The organism is Haladaptatus sp. CMAA 1909 (assembly GCF_043952005.1).
In the GTDB taxonomy this organism is placed as follows: Archaea; Halobacteriota; Halobacteria; order Halobacteriales; family Haladaptataceae; genus Haladaptatus.
Map to the genome: position 1 here is coordinate 106,617 of NZ_JBIOAV010000003.1, position 23,767 is coordinate 130,383.

The following is a 23,767-nucleotide window of genomic DNA, read 5'->3' on the forward strand; positions in this document are numbered from 1 at the left end:
TCCAGATATCAACTAGTCGATTCGAACAGGTACTGCATCGTGTCGAGCACGTCGGGCGGCATCCGGTGCGGTTCGGTGTTGTACGCCGGGATTTCGGCGGAAATCCACCCGTCATAGCCGACGTCGGAAAGCGCCGCGACGACACTGTCCCAGTCGATGTCCCCCTGAAGCAGGTACGTCGGTCGGTGAGCGTCCGTCAGCCAATCCTTGACGTGGACCTTCGAAATCCGGTCGCCGAGTTCTCGAATCCAACGGTCGGGAAGACCCCAACGGAAGCCGTTTCCTACGTCGAAGTAGGCGGAAACCCTCCCTGCCGACTCGACGGCGTCGAGAAATTCGTCAAACTCGCGCGGTGAATACAGGAAGTCGTTCTGGACGTTCTCGATACCGACACCAATGTCGGCGTCCGCCGCGTAGCCCGCGATTTCTCGCACCGATTCGACTGCGCGGTCATAGTCGGCGTCGTAGTCCGCACCAGGAGCGATAAGCGCCGGAACAATGAGTATCTCATCGGCGTCGAGCACCGCCGCCGCGTCTACCATCTCCCGTGCGACGTCGATACCTTGCCGTCGTTTCTCCTCGTCGGCACTCGACAACGGATACTCCCAGTGGAGCGTAGTCGAAACGGCGGGAACGTCGAGTCCGTGTTCGACGGCGGCTTGCCGAACCCGCTCGCGTCCGTTCGGTGTCGTCAGTAGGCCGTCGGCTTGATAGTTCGGTTCGACGCCGTCATATCCGGCGTCACCGAGGATTTCACACGTAGTTTCGATATCCGACGTCGGAAATCCGGCTTGATTGAGTCCGTATTTGTGGGTCATGTACGTTCAGATTCATCCGTCGCTGGGTTATCCCCATTCGCCTGTCCGACGACGATAGCGCGCAAATCGTTGACGTTGGTGCCCGTTTCGCCGGTCTCGATGAGCGCATTTCGGTCGTCGAGGAAGGGATACACATCGTGGTTTCGCAACGCTGTGCGTGCGGCCGCTTGCTCCTCTCGTTGGACCGTCTCGTAGTCCACGATTGCGCCAGCGGCGTCCGTGCTTCCGTCTAAACCGTCGGTGTCGATGCTCGCGACGACGATTCCGGGGCGGTCGATCTCCCGCGTCGCGGCGAGCGCGAACTCCTGATTCGGTCCACCGACCCCGTTGCCGTCGACGGTAACGGTCGTCTCACCCCCCGAGAGGAGAATCGCAGGGGGGGCGATCGGATTGCCGGTTGCGAGACACTCGACGCCGATTGCGGCGTGCGTGCGGCCTACATCCGACGCCTCACCGCCGACGCGGGACGACAAGACGAGCGGCGTATAGCCGTGTTCGCGTGCGTGGTCCGCCGCCGCATCGATCGCGGTCCAGTTGTCGGCGATGACGTGGTTCGTCACGCGCGCAAACGCGTCGTCTTCGTCGGATCCGGCGGCGGTCATTTCCCGTCCGTCGAGTGCCGCTTCGACGTCCTCGGGAACAGGGTCGAGGAAATCGCGGAGAACAGCGAGGGCGTCCTCGGGCGTCGCCTGGCCCGGATATGTCGGCCCGCTGGCGACCACCGACGGATCGTCGCCGATGACGTCGCTCACAACCAACCCGACGAGGCGGGCGGGGGCGGTGGCGCGGGCGAGGCCGCCATCCTTCACGTTCGACAACGCACGACGGACGGTGTTGATGTCGTGGATGTCGGCACCGGAACGGAGCAGGCCGTCCGTGACTGTCCGAAACGAATCGAGCGAGATACCGTCGGCGGGGGCCGAAAGGAGCGCGCTGCCGCCGCCCGAAATCGGCGCGAGGACGAGAGTTTCCTCGTCGGCGTCGCGGGCAGCATCGAGGATGTCCCTCGTCGCGTCCCGGTTGCATTCGGTCGGCAACGGATGGTCGCCGGGTCGAACCTCGATTCGCGTCGTTTTAGCAGGTGTGTCCGTCACGACGATGCCCTCGGTCAGGTGTTCGCCGAGAACGGATTCGAGGCTGGCCGCCATTTCTCCGGCGGCGTTCCCCCCGCCGAGGACGACGACGCGTGAGAAGCCATCGAGGTCGAATGTCTCGTCCGCGACGGTGAGCATCGACCCGTCACGAGAGAGGGTTCGGCGGACGACTTCTCGGGGCTGTGCGGCGTCGATACCCGCGTGCAGGCAGTTGAGCGCGACGGTCCTCGGCGACGGTCGGTGGGTGTGGTCGTGAGTCATCGGTTTTCACGTGGGTTTCCTTACGGTTCGTACGCGCCCCGTGTTAACAGTGCGGTTAGATACTCGGCGTGACACCACGCGAGCGGTATGGCGAACCGAACCACCTCGCGGTCCTTCGTCTGCGCTTCGAGATCGCGGTAGGCCTCCTGCATGTGACCCAGTTCCTCGGCGACGAAGTCAAAAGAGACATCGCGCAGGACGTCTTCGTCAAACTCCTTCTCGAAGTCGAGTCCCGTATCCCACTCGTTCTCCATGAACGCCTCGAACCGCCGTCGCGTCGTGAGGTGTTCGGGGATGTGGCCTTCCTCGTTCGCGTGGCGTCCGATCGTATCGAGGACGTCGTTTCCGCGGTCGGTTTCACCGTTCGCGAACCGGTACTGGGCGTGCCACGCGGTGTACTGCAACCACGGCCCGTTGCCGCCGTGCTGATGTACATCGAAATCACGATAGAACCCCATGAATCGCTGGATACCGCCGATTTCGGGGTCTTCGAGCGCCGTCGCGCTCCTGTCCGCCGCCTCGTGAAGCGACTCCCCGAAGAGGTCGCCGAGGCCGAAGTAGAAGGGAGCGAACAGCGTCACGTCGGGTCGTGTGTCGAGTTCGCCGGACGGCGCGTACCGGCGGGGGACCTGTGCTGGACTCGTGAACGCGCGTTTCACGCCTCCTTCGAGGTGCGACCGGAACCCCCCGATGCGGTCCTCGACGTCCTTGGATTCCTCGGGGAGGAGCGAGAGCGCCCGTTCGATGTCGCGGAGGGCGGACACGAACACGCAGTTGACCCACAGGGTGTAGCCGGATTCGATGCGGCCCTCGTGGATGCTCGTGGTGCTCTCGACGAGGTGGGCGTTCGGGTCGAACAGGTCGTCGCGAACGTACGAGACGGCGCGGTCCGCCGCCTCGACGACGCCCTCCCGGAACGACGCATCGGTCGTTTCGAGCGCGTCGGTCGCGTCGAGTGCGAACACGGCGTTGGCGAGGATTTGGAGGCCGTGTCCGACGTTGTCCTCCTGCTTGTAGATGCCGCGGTCGGTACCGTCGAGCGCGTATCGCTGCCGCCACCGTCCGTCATCCTCCTGTGCGACGAGGAAGAACCGGGCGACGTCGAAGACGTGTTTTCGACACCGATCGGGGCGAACGCCCGCTTCGACGGCGTGAAGCCACGCCTTCGTGATGCAGGCGATGTCCCGCGGATAGGCGTAGGGATAGCGGTCGTCCGGGTCGCTCGCGAGCGGGACCGACCCGGCACACTCCGCGGGATAGACGAGGTCTTCGAGGACGTCGAGGTGGAACGTCGGGTCGTCGAGGGCGGTCGTCGGCGAATCGTGAATCGTTTCGTTCGTCATGTTATGAGACATTTATTGGGAGGAATGGTCAGCTGGAGATAGAGGGTCGATGTTTCCGCTCGTCGGAAAGCCCCCGCGTTTTGCGTGCGATGCCGGTGTCCGAGTCGAAGAGGAACACGTCCCGCGGGGACACCGTCACACCGAGCGTCTCGCCCGGGTCCGGATAGGTGTCGGACGGGACGCGTGCCATCACGTCCCGATTGGCAACCGAGAGGTGGATGAAGTTGTCATTTCCTTGGTATTCGGAGACGGTGACGGTCGCGGTGAACGTTCCCTCGGCGGGGTCGTCGAACAGTCGAACGTCCTCGGGCCGAAGTCCAAGCGTCGCGGTGTCCCCGTCCGAGAGGGACACCGAATCGGACGGAACCGCCGCGAGCGTCGTTCCGTCGTGGCGGAACGCGAGTTCGATTCCGTCCCCGTGGACCGTCGTCTCGAAGGTGTTCATCGAGGGACTGCCGAGGAACGTGGCGACGAACTCGTTTTCCGGGTGGTCGTAGGCCACTTCAGGCGGCGCGACCTGCTGGAGTTCGCCGTCGTTCATCACGGCGATGCGGTCGGCCATCGTCATGGCTTCCGTCTGGTCGTGGGTGACGTAGACGGCCGTGACGCCGAGGTCGGTCTGGAGTTGCTGGAGTTCCGTCCGCATCCGCGCTCGGAGTTTCGCGTCCAGATTCGACAGCGGTTCGTCCAGCAGGAACACGTCCGGGTCGCGGACGATGGCCCGGCCGAGCGCGACGCGCTGTTTCTGCCCGCCGCTCATCTCGTCGGGTTTGTCGGAAAGCAGTTCGGTGATGTCGAGGAGTTCGGCGATTTCGTCCACCTTGCGGTTTCGCTCCGCCTTGCTCAGATCGGTCGAGTGTTTCAGCCCGTAGGCCATGTTCTCGCGCGCGTCCATCTTGGTGTAGAGCGCGTAGCTCTGGAACACCATCGCGATGGAACGTTCGCTCGGCGCGAGGTGTTGCACCTCGCGGTCGCCGATGGTGATGGTCCCGTCGGTCACGGTTTCGAGTCCGGCGAGCATCCTGAGCGTGGTCGATTTTCCACACCCGGACGGCCCGACGAGGACCAGAAACTCGCCGTCGTCGATGTCGATATCGAGCGAATCGACCGCGACTTCGCGGCCCTGTGCGTCGTCGTAAATCTTCGTGAGGTCGTTCAGTTCAAGCGTCGCCATCGTTACCTCCGTGGCCGTATTCGGCAGTTCGGTTCATCGAATCGCCTCCCCCGTCGCGTCGAACGCGTGGAGTTCCGTCCGGTCGAACGCCACGTCGACGCTCGCACCGGGAGAAACGCCCTCGGGAAGCGCCCGAACGCGGGCGATGAACGCGTCGTCGCCTCGCGCGAGTTCGAGTTCGTAGGCGTTGCCGAGCGGTTCGATGACCTGCACGGAACAAGTCACTGCGTTCGTCAGGTCCGCCGGGTCAGGGCGGGAGACGTTCGCCACGTCCTCGGCAGGGGTTTCGAGCAAATGCACGTCCTCTGGGCGAACGCCGAGCGTTTCGGTGTCGTCGGGAAACCCCGCGTCGAGCGAGACGGCCTCGCCGTTCGGCAGGAGCGTGACGCCGTCGTCGACGACGGCGTCGAAGAAGTTCATCGGCGGGTTGCCGATGAAACCGGCGACGAACTCGTTCGTCGGCGTCTTGTAGATTTCCTCGGGCGTCCCGACCTGTTGCAGTTCGCCGTCGTTCATCACGGCGATGCGGTCGGCGACGCTCATCGCCTCCTCCTGGTCGTGGGTGACGTAGACGGTGGTCGTTCCCAGTTCCTGCTGGAGTTCCCGAATCTCGAAGCGCGTTCGAACCCGCAGTTGCGCGTCCAAGTTCGACAGCGGTTCGTCCATCAGGAACGCCTTCGGTTCACGGATGATGGTTCGACCAACCGCGACGCGCTGGCGCTGCCCGCCCGACAGTTGGCCGGGTTTCTTTTCGAGGAGGTCCTCGATTTCGAGGAGTTCGGCCGTGTGTTCGACCTTCGCGTCGCGCTCCTCGTCCGTGACGTCCATCTTCCCGAGCGGGAATTCGAGGTTTCCGCGGACGGTCTTGTGCGGGTAGAGCGCGTAGCTCTGGAACACCATCGAGAGGCCGCGCTCCTGCGGGAGCGTCCGAGTGACCTCCTCATCGCCGATGTCGATGCGCCCGTCCGACGGCGTTTCGAGTCCGGCTATCATCCGGAGCGTGGTCGATTTACCACACCCGGACGGGCCGAGGAGGACCAGAAATTCGCCCGGTTCGATGTCGAGTGAGAGACCCTCGACGGCCAGTACGTCCCCGTAGGACTTTTCGATGTCCGAGAGCGTGATACCGGCCTGCTTCGTCTCGACCGCCGAACCGTTCGTTTCCGTACTGGATGCCGATTCCGCGTCGATTTCGGTGGTTTCGGAGGACACGGATTAGCCCTCCACCGAGCCGAAGGTGAGGCCTTCGACCATGTATTTTTCGAGGTACACGAACATGACGATGATCGGGATGCTCGTCAGCAGCGATGCGGCCATTATCTGTCCCCATACCTGATGGAACCCGGACGAGAGCGCGTCCAGACCAATGGGAAGCGTGAACGTCGATTGGGTTCGGAGGAAGATGCTGGCGAAGAGGTACTCGTTCCACGCGATCATGTACGTGTAGATGAACACGGCCACGATGGCGGGTGCCGACAGCGGGAGCGTGATGCGGAAGATGACTTCCAGCCGCGAGTAGCCGTCCATCATCGCCGCCTCCTCGATCTCCGGCGGGACGCTCCGGAAGTAGTTCCCGAGCATGTACAGCGACACCGGCAGCGTCTGGACGAGGTACGTGACGACCAGACTGCCGAGGTTGTCCACGAGCCCCATCCAGACGATGATTTTGAACAGCGGAACGACGAGGAGAATGCCCGAGAACATGTACACGAGCAGGACGCCGCGCGAGAACAGCCCCCGTCCGGGGTAGTTCAAGCGGGCGAAACTGTACGCGCCGAACGTCGCGACGACGACGGACATCCCCGCGGTTATCACCGAGATGATGAGGCTGTTCTTGAAGTAAGTGACGAACGGGAACGTCTCGGGACTGAAGACGCTCTGGTAGTGTTTCAGCGTCAGGTCCTGCGGCACGAACGACGGCGGGAGCGAGTAAATCGCGCTCTCCGGCATGAAGCTCGTGACGACCATCCAGTAGAACGGGAGGAGGGAGACGAACAGCGTCAGCGCTATCGCCCCGTAGAACACGACCCGTTCCCACAGGCTGGTTTCGATGCGACTTCGCCCGAAGGCGTTACCGAAGCCCTCGGACACCGTAGCGAGTATCGTTTGTATCATGTGTTACCACTCCAGAATCCAACTGACGTACACGAGCACGAACGCCATCAGCGCGACGAACAGCACCATCGCGATGGCGGCCGCCTGTCCGTGGTTGTAGTTCGCGAACGCCGTCTGGTAGGCGTATAGCGACAGCGTGTTCACCTTCTTGGTCAGCAGCCAGATGTCGGCGAACTTGTTGAAGTTCCAAATCCAGCGAAGCAGGAAGACGGTGGCGAGGACGTACTTCAACTCGGCGAGGGTGATGTCCCTGAACCGGGCGATGTAGCCAGCGCCGTCTATCTTCGCCGCCTCGTACATGTCGCTCGGAATCGCTTGCAGTCGGGCGATTATCATCAGGAACGCGAACGGGAAGTAGCGCCACGCGTCGAAGGCGATGACCGTCCAGAGCGCGGTTTTCGCGTTGTTCAGCAGGTCGATATCCCCACCGTAGACACCGAGGACGTTGCTGAAGAAGTACGGAATCATGCCGTAGAGCGGGTCCAACAGCCACTGCCAGACGTAGGCCACCGCGATGAGCGGGGCGACGTACGGCAACAGCATGAGACCGCGGACGAGGCGACGGCCGCGGAACTTCCGGTTGAACAGGATGGCGACGCCGAGTCCGCCGACGGTCGCGAGCACGTCGCTGAGGAGCGTGAAGATGACCGTCGTTTTGAGCGCCGCCCAGAACTCGCCGCTCGAAAGGAGGGTTCGGTAGTGTTCGAGACCGACCCACGTCGGGGAAGCGTCGGGCGACAGGGGGACGTTCGTAAAGCTCAGGTAAACGTTGTACAGGACGGGATACACGATGACAGCGGCGACCAGCAACAGCGCCGGTGCGATGAGCAGATAGCCGAGGATGGCCTCCTTCTGCTCGACGGTGTAATCGCCGTCCAACGATAGCTTCGTACGATTTGCTAAACTCATGAGTGAAATGGGGTCATGGTCGGTTTCGAGCGAGTGCCGATTACTCCTTGATGGCGTCGCGCATCTTCTTCGCCTGCTCCTTGGCGACGGTGTCGGCGCTCTCGCCGTCCGTTACGCGCGAGATGGCCTCGGCGATGAGGAACTTGTTCGTGATGTTGCCGAGTTCGGGGAACGCCTTGCCGTCGACGTAGCCGAAGCGTTCGATGTTCTCGAAGGCGGCCGACACGTCCTCGACCGTCGAACCCCACGCCTTCAGCGTCTCGTTGTCCTTGAACTCGTCGCTGCTCGCCGTCTCCTTGAGGACGGGGTTCATCCCGCCGGGGGCCATGTGGAGCCACTCGACGTACTTGTCGTTCATCATGTACTCACACAGCGTCTTTCCGGATTCGAGCTGTCCCTCCGAAGCCGACTCGAAGAGGTTGAGACCGACGATTTGGCCGAACGAACTCTTGCGCTTGTGTTCGACGTACGGGGCGAAGCCGGTGTCCTTCACCATCTTCTCGCCCTTGTCGACGAGATCGCCCATGATGAACGTCGAGTACTGGATGACGTGCGACTGCTCGTTGAGGTACGTGTTGTTCGCCGTCTTCCACGTGTCCTTGCCCGGCGGCGTGTATTTCGAGAGTTTGCCGTAGAAATCGAGCGCCTCGATCATTTCCTTGCTGTCGAAGACGATGTTCCCCTCCTTGTCGAACACGCGTGCACCGTTGGAGCGGGCGAAGGGAGTGAAACACTGGCGGGCGAACGCCGTCTTCTTCGTGCCGACGACGATACCGTACTGGTTGTCGTCCGGCTTGTGGAGCGTTTTCGCCGCCTTCAGCATGGTGTCCCACGACGTCGGCTGTTTCAGGTTGTTCTCCTCCAGGACGCTCTTTCGGAACCACATCCCCTCGACCCACCCGTACATCGGAATCGAGTAGTGACCGCCGTCGGGCGCTTTCGTGAGGTCGAGTGCGCCTTTGTAGAACTTGTCCTTACCGACAGAGCTGATGACGTCGTCGGCCGCTTTCGTGGAGAGGAGACCCCCGCTGCCAAGTTTTTGCATCGGCGAGAGGCCGAACTCCGCGACCGTCGGGAGCGTGTCGGATGCGCGGGCGGACGAAATCCGGGTCGGCAGGTCGTCTTCCTTGACCGCGTTCATCGTGACCTTCGCCTCGTGGCTCGATTCGAACGAGTCGAGGACGCCGTTGATGACCTTCTTGCGGTCGTTCTCCACGTTGCTCGTCCAGAACGTGATGTCCTTGGATTCGCCGTCACTGCCGCTGCCGCCGAGACTGCCGAGACAACCGGCGAGAGCCGTTACGCCGGCCGCTCCGCCGAGTGATTTCAGAACCGTACGCCGCGTTTTTTCCCCGTGTTTGTGGTCTCCTGTCATAGGAACTCTGTCCTACTCAACCATGAAGAATAAGACATATATAAATCTTGCTCATAGGTTTGATACAGGAGTGAATATGAGAATTCGTATGGTCGGCACGAGGGACAATTCCGAGATCCGGTTGGAAGATTCAACACGATAGGATGGCAAGGAATACACAGATGGACACCGACGAACTTCGCAACGGACTCCGAGAGACGGGGCTGTCGACGTACCAAATCGACGCGTACGTCACCCTTCTCTCCCTCGGGAGCGCGTCCGCGACGTCCCTCGCCGAGCAGGCGGACGTTCCGCGGTCACGGATTTACGACGTGCTTCGGGACTTGGAGGAGGACGGTTACGTGGAAACGTACAAACAGGACGCACTGCGTGCGCGGGCCAGCGAACCGACGGACGTGCTCCAGAACCTCCAATCGCGGGCGGAAACCCTCACGAACACGGCCACCGAGATTCGAAACCGGTGGCAACAGGCGGGCGTCGGCGGCCACCGAATCAGCGTCCTCAAACGGGTCGAGACGGTCATCGAACGGGCCGAGGAAGCGATACGTGACGCCACCAATCAGGTGCAACTGTCGGTGACGCCCGAACAGTACGAAACGCTCGCCCCCGCCCTCGAAACCTGCCGCGAGAACGATGTCTTCGTTTCCGTGTCGCTCAACACGAGCCACGAGCAACCGACGGACCTCCCGAGCGAGGAGGCGTTGAACGGCGTCGTCACGGAAGCGCGCCACCGCCACCTCCCCGCGCCGTTCCTCGCTCTGGTGGACCGGAAGATAACCTGCTTTGCGCCGCACACCGACCCGGTGGAGCAGTACGGCGCGGTGTTCGAAGACGAGACGCTCTCGTACGTCTTTCACTGGTACTTCGAGGCCGCGCTCTGGGAATCGTGGCCCGTCGTTCACACGAGCCACAGTGAGACACTACCCGCCGAGTACGTGAACATTCGGCGCTGCATTCGAGATATCGCACCGCTCCTCAAGGAGGGGGCGACCATCACTGCCACGGCCAGAGGCCGGGAAATGGGAAAACGAAACGTCGTGGCGCTCACCGGGGAAATCACGGACGTGTTGTACCCCAACGGGGACCTTCTGGACGCGACACAGACGCCCTCGCTCTCCTCGCTCGCGGGGCAAGCGACTATCGTCATCGAGACGGACGAGGGCGAGTACGGTATCGGTGGCTGGGGTGCCGTCCTCGAAGACGTGGAAGCGGACAGGATAATCATCGAAACGGTGAGTTATCCCGACGACGAGGAGGCGGATGCTTAATGCTACCCGACGACTGTGCGCTCGCCGTGGATTCCGGCCGACAGATCATCGTGGACTCGCGGGGGGACGTCACCCCCGAAACGCCCGAAACCGGCGTGTACGAGTCCGACCACCGGTACCTCTCCACGGTGGAAATCGAGGTCGGAAACGGCGAGGAGTGGACCGTCCTCGGCCGCGAGTCCCGCGATCGGGGCGTGACGACGACGCTCGCCAGTCCGACCGTCGGAACCGGCCGTGGCGAACAGCGACCGTGGACGCTCGGCAAACGACTCGAACTGACGGAGACGGGCGTTACCGCCACGGTTCGACTCACGAACAACACGCAAACCGCACGGGAGACGGACCTTGCGTTCGACCTCACACCCGATTTCGGCCACGTCTTCGAGATTCCGGCGTTCTTCTCGCCGCGGAAAAACCAAGACAGGCCGATAACGGTGGAAGAGGACGCGACCGGTTGTACGTTCGTGGGAACCCTTGCGGACGGAACGGAACGACGGGTGAAAGTCGGATCGGAGTCCGACTTCGAGGTGTCCCTTTCCGACGAGTCGGCGACGTTTTCGGCCGCCGTGACGGTTCCCCCCGCATCGACGCACGCGGTCGAACTCGACATCGTCCTCCCGGCCGGCCGGCGAGACACGCCCGAAATCGAAGCGGACGTCGATTACCCGCAGTACGATTGGCTCGTTGAACGGGCTGCAGAAACGCTCGGCGCGCTGCTGCTCCCGTGCGGCGTCCCGGCGGCGGGCGCGCCGCGATTTCTCGCGCCGTTCGGCCGGGACTCGATAGTCGTTAGTTATCAACTGCTCCCGTACGATTCGAGCGTCGCGAAGCGAACGCTCCGGTTCTTGGCCGACGAGCAGGGGACGGAAACCGACGATGCCACCCTCGAAGCGCCCGGCCGCATCATGCACGAGAAACGACACGGCGACCTTCCGGCCATCGGCGAGAGCGTCCGAACGCCCTACTACGGAACGGTCGACGCGACGCCGCTGTTCGCCGCGCTGTTCTCGGACACGGTGGCGGAAACCGGCGACGATTCGCTGTTCGATTCGGTGTACCCCCACGCCAAGGCGGCCGTCGAGTGGACCCTCGGCGAACTGGACGAGGAGGGTCTCCTCTTCTACGAACCGCACGACCACCCGCGAGGACTCACCCATCTCGGGTGGAAGGACAGCGCGGAGGCGCTCTCGTATCCCGACGGAACGCGCGCACGGGGGGCGATTGCACTCGCAGAGGTTCAAGGGTACGCCTTCCGAGCGCTGACGCGGTTCGCGCCGCTCGCCGAGCGTCGGGACGATTTGACGCTCGCCAGGACGTGCGACGACGCCGCGAAAACGCTCGCCGCGACGTTCGAGGAACAGCTGTGGCTTCCCGAGGAGGGATGTTACGCGCTGGGAATCGACGGCCGAGGCGTCATCCCGAGCATCGCGTCGAATCAGGGACACGCGATTTGGGGCGGATTGGGGAGCGACGAGCGAGTCACAGAGGTAGCGGAGCGACTGACGGGCGACGACATGCTCACGTCGGCAGGGCTTCGAACGTTTTCGGCGTCACACGATTCGTTCGACCCGCTCTCGTACCACCGCGGGAGCGTCTGGCCGCACGACACGAGCATCGCCGCGATGGGGTTCGCGGAGCGGGGCCACCACGAAGCGGCCGAATCGCTCGCCGTATCGGGGCTGACGGCACTGTCCGACACTGTTCGGGCGGACTTTCCGGACCGTCTCGGCTTCCCGGAACTCATGGTCGGCTTCGACGGGGACCTGTCGGTAGGGACGGTTCGCCACCCGGACGCGTGTATCCCGGCGGCGTGGAGCGCTGGGAGCGTGTTCGGCTTTCTGCAGATTGTAGCGGAGTCGAACAGGGAAACGGCAGACGCGATAGCCGAATTGGTCCGGTAGTCACGCCGAACGACGGACGACGAGGAGGAGTATCGCCGCGACGCAGGTAAATCCGGCCAACAATTCCCACCCGGTTCCGTAGCCCGACCGTTCGACCAGCAAACCGAAGACGGGCGGAGCGACGAGGCCGCCGACGTTGATGGCGGTCTGCCCGCCCGCCGTCGCGGCCCCGATGTCATCGTCATCGACGAGGTTGCTCAGACAGGAGTAGAACACGCCGGTCGAACCGTATATGGAGAGGCCGAGTCCGGCGAAGACGACGAGCGCGAGTGAAAACGACGAGATGCCGACGGCGAGCGCGGCAAACAGGACGACGCCGCCCGCGATTTGCACGAGGGCAACGGTCGCCGACCCGCGGGCACCGCCGAGTCTGTCGGCGGCGGTTCCGGCACCGACGCGGGCGGCGCTTCCCGTGACCTGCGTGAGCGCCAACACGATACCGCCGACGGCGGTCGTTTTGCCGAGTCCATCCACGACGTAGAGTACAATGTAGCCGAGCATGGCGAAGATGGACGCACCGAGGAAGAACCCGGCGGCGACCAGCAACAGGTACGTCCCGTTCGACCTGAGTTCGGAGAAGTCCGGCCGCGACATCTGCCCGTCGCCGGACGACCCGCCGTAGACGGTGGCGAACCCGAGCGCATAGCCACCCGCGATGACCGCGATGACCCAGAAGCCGAGTTGCCACGCCGCGACGGCTGCGACGCCGGTAATGACGAGCGAGGCGACTCCGCTCCCGGCCGTAACGCCGACCTGTTTCAGCCCCATGGCGAGGTTCTGTCGCCCGTTCGGGGCGCTGGCGATGATGCCCCGATTCGACGCGGGCATCGCGGACGAGTAGGCCGCACCCAACGCGACGCCCGCGACCAGCAACCACGCGTACGAGGTGGCGACGGAAACGCCGACGGTGGCGACGGCGAGACCGACCAATCCCACGACCATCACGCGTTTTTCGCCGTAGCCGTCAACCGCGACGCCGCTCGGAAACAACGCGAGCGTGTAACCGAACAACGCCGCCGTCAGGAAAAAACCAACACTCGAGGCTGACAAGGAGAAGGCGTCGCGGACGACGCCCGTCGCGGCGAAGATACTGTAATAGCAGAGGCTCGCCGCGGTTTGCCACCCGGTAACCGTCGCAACCGACCGCCAGCTTTTCGACACGAAAGTAGATTCCTCGTCGAAAACCACTCGCGGCGGGGCGGTAAATTTGACGACAGCGGCCAACGATGTACCGTTCTTCCGACGCGGAAATCGACGGAAATCGGTCGATATTTCCGGTTTCCGACGAGATTGGCATTTCCACTTATCCGTCTCGGAGCCGTGGATCGAGGTGGTATGTCAGAGACAATGCGAGCGATCGAAGTGGACGAACCGGGAGGAGAGTTCGAACTCGTGGAACGCGATGTTCCCGAACCGAATGCCACCGAGGTCCGCGTCGAAGTGGAAGCCTGTGGCGTCTGCCACAGCGATTCCTACGCGAAGGAGGGCGGCTATCCCGGCCTCTCCTATCCGCGAATTCCGGGCCACGAAATCGTCGGTCGGGTTGATTCGGTCGGCGAGGACGTGGAGCTGTGGGAGGAGGGCGACCGTGTGGGGGCAGGATGGCACGCGGGTCACTGTTTCGTCTGTGAGGCCTGCCGTCGCGGCGAGTTTCAACAGTGTGAGAACGAGGAAATTCACGGCGTGACGGTAGACGGCGGATACGCCGAATACGCCATCGTCAACGCCGAAGCGATCGCGGCCGTCCCCGACGAACTCGACTCGGCGGACGCCGCGCCGCTCCTCTGTGCTGGAATCACGACGTACAACGCGCTCCGGCACACGGACGCCAGACCAGGCGATCTGGTCGCGATACAAGGCATCGGTGGTCTCGGCCACCTCGGCGTGCAGTACGCCCGACAGGCCGGGTTCGAGACGGTCGCCATCTCGCGCGGCATCGACAAGGAGGAGTACGCCCGCGAGTTGGGTGCCGACCACTTCATCGACGCCGAAGCGAACGACCCGGCGGAGGAACTCCAGAAGTTGGGCGGTGCGAAGGTCGTCCTCGCAACCGCACCGAACGCCGATGCGATTTCGTCGGTCATCCCCGGCCTCGACACGGACGGGGAAGTCGTCGTCGTCGGCGTCCCCGGTGAACCCATCGACGTTTCCGGGGCCGCCCTCGTCGGGAGCCGTGGCGGAGTGAGAGGATGGGCCTCCGGTCACGCTCGCGAGTCACAGGACACCTTGGAATTCAGCGCGCTCCGGGACATCACGCCCGAAGTGGAGACGTTCGACCTCGTCGACGCCGACGACGCCTACGAGCAGATGATGGAAAACGAGGTTCGGTTCCGCGCCGTATTGGAACCCTGAGCCGGGTCCATTTTACGGACAGTCCGAGCGGACCTTCGGTTCGACAGGTCTCGACGCGACTGCGAACACGAACCACGAATCGCGAGCAAAACCCATCTGGGAAGACCAACCGATGGTACTGTTCATAAATACTATAAAGTAATATTTAACAGTAATACTAACCAGGGACACTGTCCAAAAATACTGGCTGACACTGTTTGGAGACTCTGAACGAGAAATCAAACGGTCGGGCCACATGAACACATAGAGCAGTGAGACTTGGGCCGTGTGACGAGCCGAATGACTGGGAAAGTGATGAAACGAAACCGACCGGAAAGCGTCCAAAACATCCAAAATCCAAGAGTAGAGAGATAATACTCCCGAGACAGATGGGAGAGAAACACTGTCCAGTAATACTGAAAGAGCAGGACGTTCGAGAGCACGATTCAGTAAGGGAGTTGAGGGAGTGTCGAAAGACCACCCACTCAACAGCACTGACGAGAGACAACGACCAGTAATACTTTTCAACAATTCTGTGTGAAATTACTATCCAGTAATACTGCATGGTGCGTCTGACTAGTGTTTTTATGGGTTGCTTACGATGGGATTCGTGTATGATTCCGTATACGGTTTGGTCGGAGGCGGGAGGAGTCGGGAAGACGACGTTCTCCGTGAACCTCGCGGCCGCACACGCCCGGCGGGGACAACGGGTGCTCGTCATCGACATGGATCCACAGGAGGGTGGACTGACACACCACTTCGGCGCGGACGAGTATCGCTCGGACGCGAGCGTGGACAACATCGTCCGACATATGGTCGAGCGGCCGAACGGCGAGTTCGACGACCTCATCGTGAACGTCGGTGAGAACTTGGACCTCGTTCCGGGCCACAACATGCTCGGGTCGCTCGAACAGAACCTCACGCGTGCAGCCGAGATGGAACAGTCGATGCACGATGCGAACTACCGCTGGCCGAAGGAGAAACAACTTCGACGCGTGCTCACCGATGCGAACGTTCCGTCAACCTATGACGTACTCATCATCGACCCCCCGGCGACGGTCGGACAACACATCTATAACTCGATCTACGCGACATCGAACCTCCTCATCCCAGCTGAGCTCAGCGCAAAAGGTGAGCAGAGTGTCGAGGGGCTTCGGGATGTGGTGAGCAATATAGAGGATACGCTCGGCGACATCGAAGTCGGCATTTTGGGAGTAGTTCCGAACAAAGTCAGTGGGACGAATGTCCAGCGGTCGGTACTGGATGAGCTCAACGAACAGGACCTTCCCGTCGCACCCGTCTCAATACGTGAACGAGGGTCAATGCTCGGCGAAGCATGGCAGAACCAAGTAAGCATTTTCGAGTTAGCAGACAGCGACGAGTTCCGGTTGCGGGAGTACGAGGAAACCACGCTCAAAAAGTTCGATGAGCTGGCAGCGTTCATCTCTGAGCAGTTTACCACACAGGAGACGGTAGCATGAAAACCGGTGCATCCGATCCATTTGGCGACGACGAAACGGAGATAGAAGAATCGAAAATGGCTGACAAAGAAGGTGTGACTGAAGAGCAGACCGAATCAGAAACACCAGACAGTAATACCGTTCAGTTTGAACGATCAGACTTGCCGTTAATACTTCGTCGAGACACTGTCAAGGACGAACGCGAGAGCGTCCACCAGCTGTTCGTGCAAGACTCCACCGACGGGCATGCCAAGGACGCTGAGCGGGAGTTGGAGTCGCTCATCGGCGACGACGTCTACCGACTCGACGCCCGGGAGGCGATCTACCTCGCCGGCATGCGGAACCTCGACACCGCGGCGGACATCCTCCGTGAGTGGGGTTACGACCTTTAACGCTGGAATATTAGTACACTCTGTTAGCCACAAAGAGAATATACGTTCGACATGAACAGAACGGACATGGCAACGCTCAGTGACGAAGACGAAGGGAAGTTTCTGATGGACGCGGACGGCGAACAACTCGGAATCGTGACCGAGGTGAAGGACAACACGGCTTACGTCGACCCGGACCCCGGTCTCGGGGAAGCGTGGTTGGAGGCGTTCGGATGGGGAAGCGTCGATGACGATGACCTGACCGTTCCCGGGGAGGTTATCGATACCGTGACCGACAAGGAACTCCGCGTCGAAGCGGACCTCTGAGAGCGGGAAATTCGGTCGCGGAATCGACAGTCGGTCTTTTGTAATGTTCGGAAAAAGCGATGGCTTGTCAATCGACGTCAGGGACTTGGATTCGGCGAGCCGTGGTCCACGGATGAGTCGAGTGCCGTTCCAGTGATGTTCCGAACCTTGGCGGTGAGTCGTTCAATTTTGGACTCCCCGACGAGCGCGACTTCGAGGACTTCGCTGATGTGCGAGACGGGGACGATATCGACCATCTCCTCGTACTCTTCTTCTATCATCACGTCCTGCTCGTTGGCCTTCGGGATGATGACCGTCTCGATACCGGCCTTCGCGGCGGCCTCGATTTTGTGCGTGACGCCGCCGACCGGGAGCACGTCGCCGCGGACTGACAGGGAACCGGTCATGGCGATGCTCTGGTCGATGGGAACGTCTTCGAGCGCGCTGATGACGCCCGTCGCCATCGTCACCGACGCCGAATCACCTTCGACACCACTGTAGGTTTGGACGTACTGGATGTGGATGTCCTTCCCCTCGATACTCTCGTCGCTGAACTTCTTGATGATGGCGCTGACGTTTTGGACCGCCTCCTCGGCTATCTCCTGCAGTTTCCCGGTGGCGATGACCTGACCGGGACCCTGTGATGGCGCTATCTCGGTCATGATGGGGAGAACGCGGCCACTGTCTTCGCCCATGACGGCCAAGCCGTTCACGCGACCGACCACGTCGCCGCTGGCGACGGTGAGGTCGTAATCCTTCCGCCGTTCGATATGCTGGTCAGCGATCTGCTGTTCGATGGAGCGCGAACGCTGTTTGGCCTGCAACACGTGGTCGCGCGTCGTGTTCTCTGCGTCCTCCGCGCGAGCGATGTCGCCCGCGACGCGGACCAGTCCACCGAGGTCACGCAGTTTCAGCGTGAGGTGGTCCTTGCGCATCGCCCGGCGCTGGGCTTCGTGAATAACCTCCTCAATACCGGCCCGGGTGAAATGTGGAAGATTTCCGTCCTTTTCGACCTCTTGGGCGACGAAACGCGCGTACTTGCGGCGCATCTCCGGCGTGTCGTCGATGGTGTCGTTCATGTACACTTCGTAGCCGTATCCTTTGATACGCGAACGGAGCGCCGGATGCATGTTCTCCATGGCGTCGAGGTTCCCCGACGCGACCAGAATGAAATCGGTCGGGACGGGTTCGGTGTGAACCATCGCGCCCGAGGAGCGCTCGGACTGACCGGTGATGGAGAACTCGCCCTCTTGAATCGCCGTCATCAGCTTTTGCTGACTGCGGATGTCGAGCGTGTTGATCTCGTCTACGAACAGGACACCTTTATTGGCTCTGTGGATGGCACCCGGTTCCACGCGATCGTGGCTCGGCGTTTCCATCCCGCCGGACTGGAACGGATCGTGGCGCACGTCGCCCAGCAGCGCACCCGCGTGGGCTCCGGTTGCGTCTTCGAACGGGACGGTGGTTGTCTCGGAGTTGTCGACCAACAGGTTCGGAATCACGCCGTCGGTTCCACGTGAGTTGTAGTTGAACAGGAGGTAAATGAGCGCAATCGCGATGATGCCGTACAACGGTTCGCCGGCGAGGAATATGGAGTATCCGGCGACAATGGCGATGACCGTCCACATCAGGAACGTGCGCATCCGACCGCGTTTTCGAAGCTCCTCCCTGTGGGCGTCCATTATTTGCCTGCCTTTTCCAGCGGGAACGGTTCGGACCAACGGTTCGTTTCCGTCGTCAGGATTGTGGTAGACGAGAACGTCCTGTAATTCCTCTTTCGGAAGCAACTGACTCATCGCTTTGGCCAGCATTGATTTGCCGGTTCCGGGCGTCCCAATCATCATCACGTGGCGGCGTTGTGTTGCTGCCTTCACCACGGTGTCCCGTGCCGCATTTTGGCCGATGACCTGGTCGACCAATCGGTCGGGAATCGGAATCTCCTCGCTCGTTTCGACATCTAGTCCGCCGAGAAGGTCGTCGTCCGTTTCGGGGTCGAAGTCGTCGGCGACCAGTGCATCATCGATGTTTTTTCCGAGGACGTCACCGTCCGTCGCGGAGTCGGGTTCGTCATCGGGGTCGGACTCCTCACCGGCGGGGTCGGGCACCGTCTCCGACGGGGAAGGGTCGTCAGTATCGTTTGAGTGCCTCATACTACAATATCGTTGATATAATATCCGTAACGACGACAGATATACTTTCTGAAAGGAGTGGTGTTTCGTTGATACTTTACTTCCGAACGGGAGAACACGAACGCTCGAATCGTGACGATGGCGGAGAGGATAAACCGCCCGTCACTCAGAATCCACGCGCGGGTCGAGACCCAAGTACGCGAGGTCCTGGAGGAGATTGCCGACGATGCCTGCGAAAGCGATGACCATGGCGATGCCAAGAATGAGTGGGAGGTCACGTGCCTGAATCGCCCGCAGTCCGAGAGAACCGATGCCCGGAATGCCGAGGACGGATTCGAGGACGAATACGTTCACGACGAGTGTTCCGATGAGGTCCGCAAAGAACAACGAGAGAAGGGGAATCGCGGCGTTTCGAAGAATGTGTTGTGCGACAAGCCAGTTCGTCGCCCCCTTCGCTCGAAGCAGTTTAATGAACTCGCGGTAGATGTGTTCGCGTGATTCCGCCCGAGCGTATCGCAGCTGCCCGGCGAGGAGGCTTGTCCCCAAGATGACCGTGGGGAGAGCATATCGTACGACATCCGCCGGGACGAACTGGGTGGCGAATGTTGTGACACCGAACAGGCCAGCGGCGACGGCGAGCCAGTAGTTCGGAATCCCGAACCCGATGTAGGAACCAGCGGTTACGATCCGTTCGATCGCAGTACCGGGGTTCAATGCGGCGTACACGCCGAGACCGATGCCGCCGATGAGCGCAAATAGCATCGCCGGAACGACGTATTTGAGCGTCGCCGGAATCGCTTCTGCAAGAACAGTCAGCACGGGCGTGTGAAGCGAGTACGAACGCCCCCACTCGAGCGTCGTGATATCGACCATCCAGTCCACGTAGCTCTGCCAAATGGGCTTGTTCAGGTCGTGTTCGGCCTTGTACTCCTCGATGGCCTTCTGTACCATCTCTTGGCGCTCGGACATGTTTGCGCGCTCGGAAGCGGCCTGTCGTGACGCTCCGTGGGCGACCGAGGCGATGCCGGGATCCGCAGTGAGCGCGATGAACCCGAACGTGACCGACAGCACAAGATAGAGGGCGAAAATGGAGAACGCGGCCCGTCTGATGACGTAGGAGCGACGACTCATGGAGTTCGACATCGAACGATTATGTGAAATATACATAACCGTTTTGGACCGGAAACGTGTAAATTCGATATCTTTTTACCGTGAGGAAAGATATCACGGCGTACTACGGCTATGTCATTACCCACGACTCGTAAATCGAAACCCTCCTCACCGCGTTACGGTGACGATTCGTGAGTGCAGACGCGGGTTCATCAACGGGCGAAACCCCGCTCGACTCCATCGACTGGGAGAGTCTCGAAGGGAGGAGTCGAACGGTCCCGTGGCGTCTTTTCGCCTTCGTGGTCGGACTCGTCGGATTGTATCTGCTCTACCGCCACACGAGTTCGCACAACGTTGGCCTCATCTACTGGTGGGAACCGACGAAGTTAACATGGCTGTTCAGGCTGAGCCTGCTCGTACTCGTCTGTTTCGCCGTTCCGTCCTTCCTTCGGAACTCCGCGAGAAACCGTCGATACTGGCGGCAGTTCCGCACCAACAAGGTAGCAGTCGTCTGTCTCGCGTATTTGCTCGTGTTTGTCCTCCTCGCGCTGGTCGGGCCGTCGTTGATGGGGCGGCCACGAACCCACATCAACGCGGCCCGTCAACCGCCGTTCCTCTTCAGTGCCAAGGAGGGAATGGTCACTGCCGATTGTATCGGCCACAGCGTCGGTGGCTACTGTCAAGGGTCGCTGACCTATCCCCTCGGAACGAGCACGCTGGGACAGGACATGGTCGAACTCGTCCTCTCGGGAATGCACGTCAGCCTCCAAGTCGCCGTTATCACCGCCGTATTCATGATACCGCTGGCAACGGCGGTCGGTCTCGTCGCGGGCTACAGTGGAGGCGCCGTCGATACGGTTCTCATGCGATACGTGGACGTCCAACAGTCCGTTCCGACGTTCGTCGTCTACCTCATCCTCGTTTTTCTCACCGGGCCGAGCCTCTTCGCGTTCGTCGTGGTTTTCGGCCTCTTGAACTGGGGAAGTATCGCTCGCCTCGTTCGAAGCGAGGTGATCCAACGACGCGAAGAACCGTACATCGAAGCCGCGAGGAGCGCCGGAGTGAGTCGCCTGACCGTCCTCCGAAAGCACCTCCTACCGAACGTCTCGAACACGGTCCTCATCGGAACAACCCAAAAGATTCCGCAACTCGTTCTCCTCGAAACGGCGCTCACGTTCATCGGAATCGGGGATGTCGGCCGATGGATGCCGTCGTTCGGGGAGACGATATCGGTCGGCATCAACTCCCATTTCTACACGGAGCCGATGCAAGTCTGGTGGATATGGACGGTTCCCGTTGTCGTCCTTGTCGTCACCGTCGTCGCGCTGAGCGTCGTCGGCGATACGCTCCGCGATGCGTTCGACCCGCGGGGTGACGTGTAGATGGCTCCCCTCCTCTCGGTCAACGACCTCCGAGTGACGTTCGATACAGATCGCGGACTCGTCCGGGCACTCGACGGCGTGCAATTCGACGTGAATCGCGGTGAGACCGTCTGTCTCGTCGGCGAAAGCGGGTCTGGGAAAACCGTCGCCTGCGAGTCGTTGACGCGACTTGTTCCGACGCCACCGGCACGGCTCTCCGGGATGGTGGCGTTCGACGGCCGTGATCTGTTGTCCGCCGAGCGATCCGTCCTCGAATCAATTCGAGGTAATCGAATCGCGTACGTCTTTCAGAACCCACAGGACGCGCTCGACCCGGTGTATACGGTAGGAAGTCAACTGGTGGAGACCATCCGGCTCCATCGAAATGTCTCAAAAAAGCGCGCACGGCGTCGGGCGATGGAACTTCTCGACAATGTCGGGATTCCGAATCCAACCGAACGGTTCGACGAGTACCCGCACGAATTCTCCGGCGGGATGAAACAACGCGTCGTCATCGCCATGGCGCTGTCGTGTGACCCCGACCTGCTCGTCGCCGACGAACCGACGACGGCGCTCGACGTGACGACCCAATCCGGAATTCTCCACCTCCTCCAGACGCTGCAAGCGGAACACGACATGGCGATTCTGTTCGTCACGCACGACCTCGGCGTCGTCGCCCAAATCGCCGACCGCGTGGTCGTCCTGTACGCCGGGAAAGTGATGGAGCGGGGCGACGTCTTCGACATCTTCGACCGACCGGCCCACCCCTACACGCGGGCGCTCCTCGAAAGCGTCCCGAGAAGGGGTGTAACCCCGAAACCCATCGACGGATCTCTCCCTGATCCGACTGACCCGCCCGAAGGGTGCCGGTTCCACCCCCGATGTTCGCACGCGACGGAGGACTGCCGGACCGGAGATTCCCCCGTCGTGCGGTCTGTGGACGGAGACAGCCACGAAGTGTCGTGTGTGTACTACGGCGAGGGTTACGACATGAGTGAACTGAGTGACGCGGACGGAGCGCACGGCCGAGCGAACATGAATCAAGCCACTTCACGGTCCGACACCACCGAACTCGGCAGTGATAAACGATGAAGGGAACCGAGAAATCGAACGAGCGAGCGATGCGAACGGTGGAAGACGTCCTCCTCTCCGTTCGAGGACTGAAAAAACACTATCCCATCACGACGGGGTTGTTAGCTCGCGAAACCGGTCGCGTCCGTGCGGTCGACGGTATCGATTTCGACCTTCAGCGGGGCGAGACGCTCGGACTCGTCGGCGAATCCGGCTGTGGCAAATCGACCGTCGCTCGGACCGTCGTTTCCCTCGAAACGCCAACGGAGGGGCGGATAGAGTTTCAGGGACGGTCGCTCGAATCGCTAACAAAGGGCGAGCGAAAACGACATCGGCGACGGGTGCAGATGGTGTTCCAAAATCCGGCCTCCAGTTTCGACCCGCGGATGACCGTCAGCGAGTCCATCGCTGAACCGATGGTCACCCACGGCCTCACCGACACCGAGCGGTTGTCGGAACGAGTCGCGACGCTGTTGGATCTCGTCGGGCTTGCCGAGACAAAGCGGGAGCGCTACCCACACGAACTGTCCGGCGGCGAAAAGCAGCGTGCTGCATTGGCGCGAGCCCTATCACTGAATCCCGACCTGCTCGTGTTGGACGAACCCGTCTCGGCGCTTGACGTGTCCATCCAAGCCGAAATCCTCTCGCTCGTCGAGCGGTTGCAGGATGCCTTCGACCTCTCGATCCTCCTCATCAGCCACGACATGAGCGTCGTTCAGCAGCTCTGTGACCGCGTCGTGGTCATGTACCTCGGTGAAGCCATCGAGGACGGGCCGACAGAAACTCTGTTCGAGGACCCGAAACATCCGTACACAAGGGCGTTGCTCGAAACGGTTCCGCGACCCGACCCCCACCACAGAAGCGAGATGGTCGAACTGTCCGGCGATGTCCCGGACCCTGCCTCACCGCCGCCAGGATGCCGCTTTCACACGCGGTGTCCGAAGGTCATCCCGCCGGAGGAATGGTCGCTTTCGCAACCGACGTGGAACGCGGTGTTTTCGCTCCACGTCGCACTCAGGGACGACGAGTTCAGCCTCGAATCCGTCCGTGGACGGGCGGCCGGAGGAACTGATGGGAGAGACTCCGTTTCGCGGGAGGACCTCGAATCGGAAATCCGGCGGGAATACGGGATTCCCTCCACGCTCGATGGACAGGACGAGGAGGCGGTCATTTCCAACGTCATCGAAACTGCAATCGATGGGAGAGCCTCCGACGCGGCAGAACTGCTCGCCGAGCGGTTTTCAACGGTGTGCGAACGGACACATCCGGAACGACGGGGAGTGGACGGACGGGCCGTCGCATGCCATCTGTACGATAGCGATAGGGACGTGAGCGACCCCGACTTCGAGCCGGGAGAGACGTGGTGACAC

Annotated in this window: 20 protein-coding genes; 9 read left to right on the forward strand and 11 right to left on the reverse strand. The window is 61.5% G+C overall.

Features of this window, described 5'->3' with window-relative positions; all coding sequences use genetic code 11:
• Nucleotides 1-8: 8 nt before the first annotated feature.
• The 8 genes from ACGYLY_RS22515 to ACGYLY_RS22550 are packed head-to-tail and all read right to left on the reverse strand — an operon-like array spanning nt 9 to nt 9,089.
• Complete coding sequence (locus tag ACGYLY_RS22515) at nt 9-818, reverse strand: sugar phosphate isomerase/epimerase family protein (RefSeq protein ID WP_395285023.1); 810 nt, start codon at nt 816-818, stop codon at nt 9-11.
• Nucleotides 815-2,173, reverse strand: coding sequence for a glycerate kinase (locus ACGYLY_RS22520; protein WP_395285024.1), 1,359 nt, complete (start codon nt 2,171-2,173; stop codon nt 815-817). Before ACGYLY_RS22520 ends, ACGYLY_RS22515 begins: the two co-directional genes overlap by 4 nt.
• Nucleotides 2,174-2,193: 20 nt before the next feature.
• Nucleotides 2,194-3,528, reverse strand: a complete 1,335-nt coding sequence (locus tag ACGYLY_RS22525; RefSeq protein WP_395285025.1) for a glucoamylase — start codon at nt 3,526-3,528, stop codon at nt 2,194-2,196.
• Nucleotides 3,529-3,544: 16 nt separating this feature from the next.
• Entirely contained in the window at nt 3,545-4,690 is a 1,146-nt protein-coding gene (locus tag ACGYLY_RS22530; RefSeq protein ID WP_395285026.1) for an ABC transporter ATP-binding protein, read from the reverse strand.
• A gap of 33 nt (nt 4,691-4,723) precedes the next feature.
• Nucleotides 4,724-5,881 (reverse strand): ABC transporter ATP-binding protein, encoded by a 1,158-nt coding sequence (locus tag ACGYLY_RS22535; protein WP_395285400.1) that lies wholly within the window; start codon nt 5,879-5,881, stop codon nt 4,724-4,726.
• Between the two features lie 24 nt (nt 5,882-5,905).
• On the reverse strand, nt 5,906-6,805 hold the full coding sequence (locus ACGYLY_RS22540; protein WP_395285027.1) for a carbohydrate ABC transporter permease: 900 nt from the start codon (nt 6,803-6,805) through the stop codon (nt 5,906-5,908).
• A gap of 3 nt (nt 6,806-6,808) precedes the next feature.
• Nucleotides 6,809-7,714: a carbohydrate ABC transporter permease gene (locus tag ACGYLY_RS22545; RefSeq protein ID WP_395285028.1), complete on the reverse strand. Its 906-nt coding sequence runs from the start codon at nt 7,712-7,714 to the stop codon at nt 6,809-6,811.
• Between the two features lie 40 nt (nt 7,715-7,754).
• Entirely contained in the window at nt 7,755-9,089 is a 1,335-nt protein-coding gene (locus ACGYLY_RS22550; protein WP_395285029.1) for an ABC transporter substrate-binding protein, read from the reverse strand.
• Between the two features lie 161 nt (nt 9,090-9,250).
• Here ACGYLY_RS22550 and ACGYLY_RS22555 point away from each other — a divergent pair, with 161 nt between their 5' ends.
• Nucleotides 9,251-10,357 (forward strand): TrmB family transcriptional regulator, encoded by a 1,107-nt coding sequence (locus ACGYLY_RS22555; protein ID WP_395285030.1) that lies wholly within the window; start codon nt 9,251-9,253, stop codon nt 10,355-10,357.
• Complete coding sequence (locus ACGYLY_RS22560; protein ID WP_395285031.1) at nt 10,357-12,258, forward strand: MGH1-like glycoside hydrolase domain-containing protein; 1,902 nt, start codon at nt 10,357-10,359, stop codon at nt 12,256-12,258. The genes ACGYLY_RS22555 and ACGYLY_RS22560 overlap by 1 nt, the downstream gene beginning before the upstream one ends.
• Here the strand turns inward: ACGYLY_RS22560 and ACGYLY_RS22565 are convergent, their stop codons facing one another.
• Nucleotides 12,259-13,419 carry an MFS transporter gene (locus tag ACGYLY_RS22565; RefSeq protein WP_395285032.1) on the reverse strand — a complete coding sequence of 387 codons (1,161 nt, stop codon included), beginning with the start codon at nt 13,417-13,419 and terminating at the stop codon, nt 12,259-12,261.
• A gap of 174 nt (nt 13,420-13,593) precedes the next feature.
• Here ACGYLY_RS22565 and ACGYLY_RS22570 point away from each other — a divergent pair, with 174 nt between their 5' ends.
• The 4 genes from ACGYLY_RS22570 (at nt 13,594) to ACGYLY_RS22585 (ending at nt 16,747) form a co-directional block, all read left to right on the forward strand.
• Nucleotides 13,594-14,610, forward strand: coding sequence for an alcohol dehydrogenase (locus tag ACGYLY_RS22570; protein ID WP_395285033.1), 1,017 nt, complete (start codon nt 13,594-13,596; stop codon nt 14,608-14,610).
• Between the two features lie 593 nt (nt 14,611-15,203).
• Nucleotides 15,204-16,070 carry a ParA family protein gene (locus ACGYLY_RS22575; protein WP_395285034.1) on the forward strand — a complete coding sequence of 289 codons (867 nt, stop codon included), beginning with the start codon at nt 15,204-15,206 and terminating at the stop codon, nt 16,068-16,070.
• 140 nt (nt 16,071-16,210) lie between these two features.
• Nucleotides 16,211-16,441, forward strand: a complete 231-nt coding sequence (locus tag ACGYLY_RS22580) for a hypothetical protein (protein ID WP_395291286.1) — start codon at nt 16,211-16,213, stop codon at nt 16,439-16,441.
• Between the two features lie 66 nt (nt 16,442-16,507).
• Nucleotides 16,508-16,747: a hypothetical protein gene (locus ACGYLY_RS22585; protein ID WP_395285036.1), complete on the forward strand. Its 240-nt coding sequence runs from the start codon at nt 16,508-16,510 to the stop codon at nt 16,745-16,747.
• A 77-nt stretch (nt 16,748-16,824) separates the two neighbouring features.
• On the opposite strand, the gene lonB is transcribed toward ACGYLY_RS22585, so the two are convergent.
• Both lonB and ACGYLY_RS22595 read right to left on the reverse strand, forming a co-directional pair.
• Nucleotides 16,825-18,876 (reverse strand): ATP-dependent protease LonB, encoded by a 2,052-nt coding sequence (gene lonB / locus ACGYLY_RS22590; RefSeq protein WP_395285037.1) that lies wholly within the window; start codon nt 18,874-18,876, stop codon nt 16,825-16,827.
• Between the two features lie 141 nt (nt 18,877-19,017).
• Entirely contained in the window at nt 19,018-19,986 is a 969-nt protein-coding gene (locus ACGYLY_RS22595; RefSeq protein WP_395285038.1) for an ABC transporter permease, read from the reverse strand.
• A 170-nt stretch (nt 19,987-20,156) separates the two neighbouring features.
• Here ACGYLY_RS22595 and ACGYLY_RS22600 point away from each other — a divergent pair, with 170 nt between their 5' ends.
• Genes ACGYLY_RS22600 through ACGYLY_RS22610 form a run of 3 tightly spaced genes read left to right on the forward strand, consistent with a single transcriptional unit; the run spans nt 20,157 to nt 23,764 of the window.
• Complete coding sequence (locus ACGYLY_RS22600; protein WP_395285039.1) at nt 20,157-21,347, forward strand: ABC transporter permease; 1,191 nt, start codon at nt 20,157-20,159, stop codon at nt 21,345-21,347.
• Nucleotides 21,348-22,418 (forward strand): ABC transporter ATP-binding protein, encoded by a 1,071-nt coding sequence (locus ACGYLY_RS22605; RefSeq protein WP_395285040.1) that lies wholly within the window; start codon nt 21,348-21,350, stop codon nt 22,416-22,418. It abuts the gene before it with no gap.
• Nucleotides 22,415-23,764, forward strand: coding sequence for an ABC transporter ATP-binding protein (locus ACGYLY_RS22610; protein WP_395285041.1), 1,350 nt, complete (start codon nt 22,415-22,417; stop codon nt 23,762-23,764). Before ACGYLY_RS22605 ends, ACGYLY_RS22610 begins: the two co-directional genes overlap by 4 nt.
• Nucleotides 23,765-23,767 lie beyond the last annotated feature (3 nt).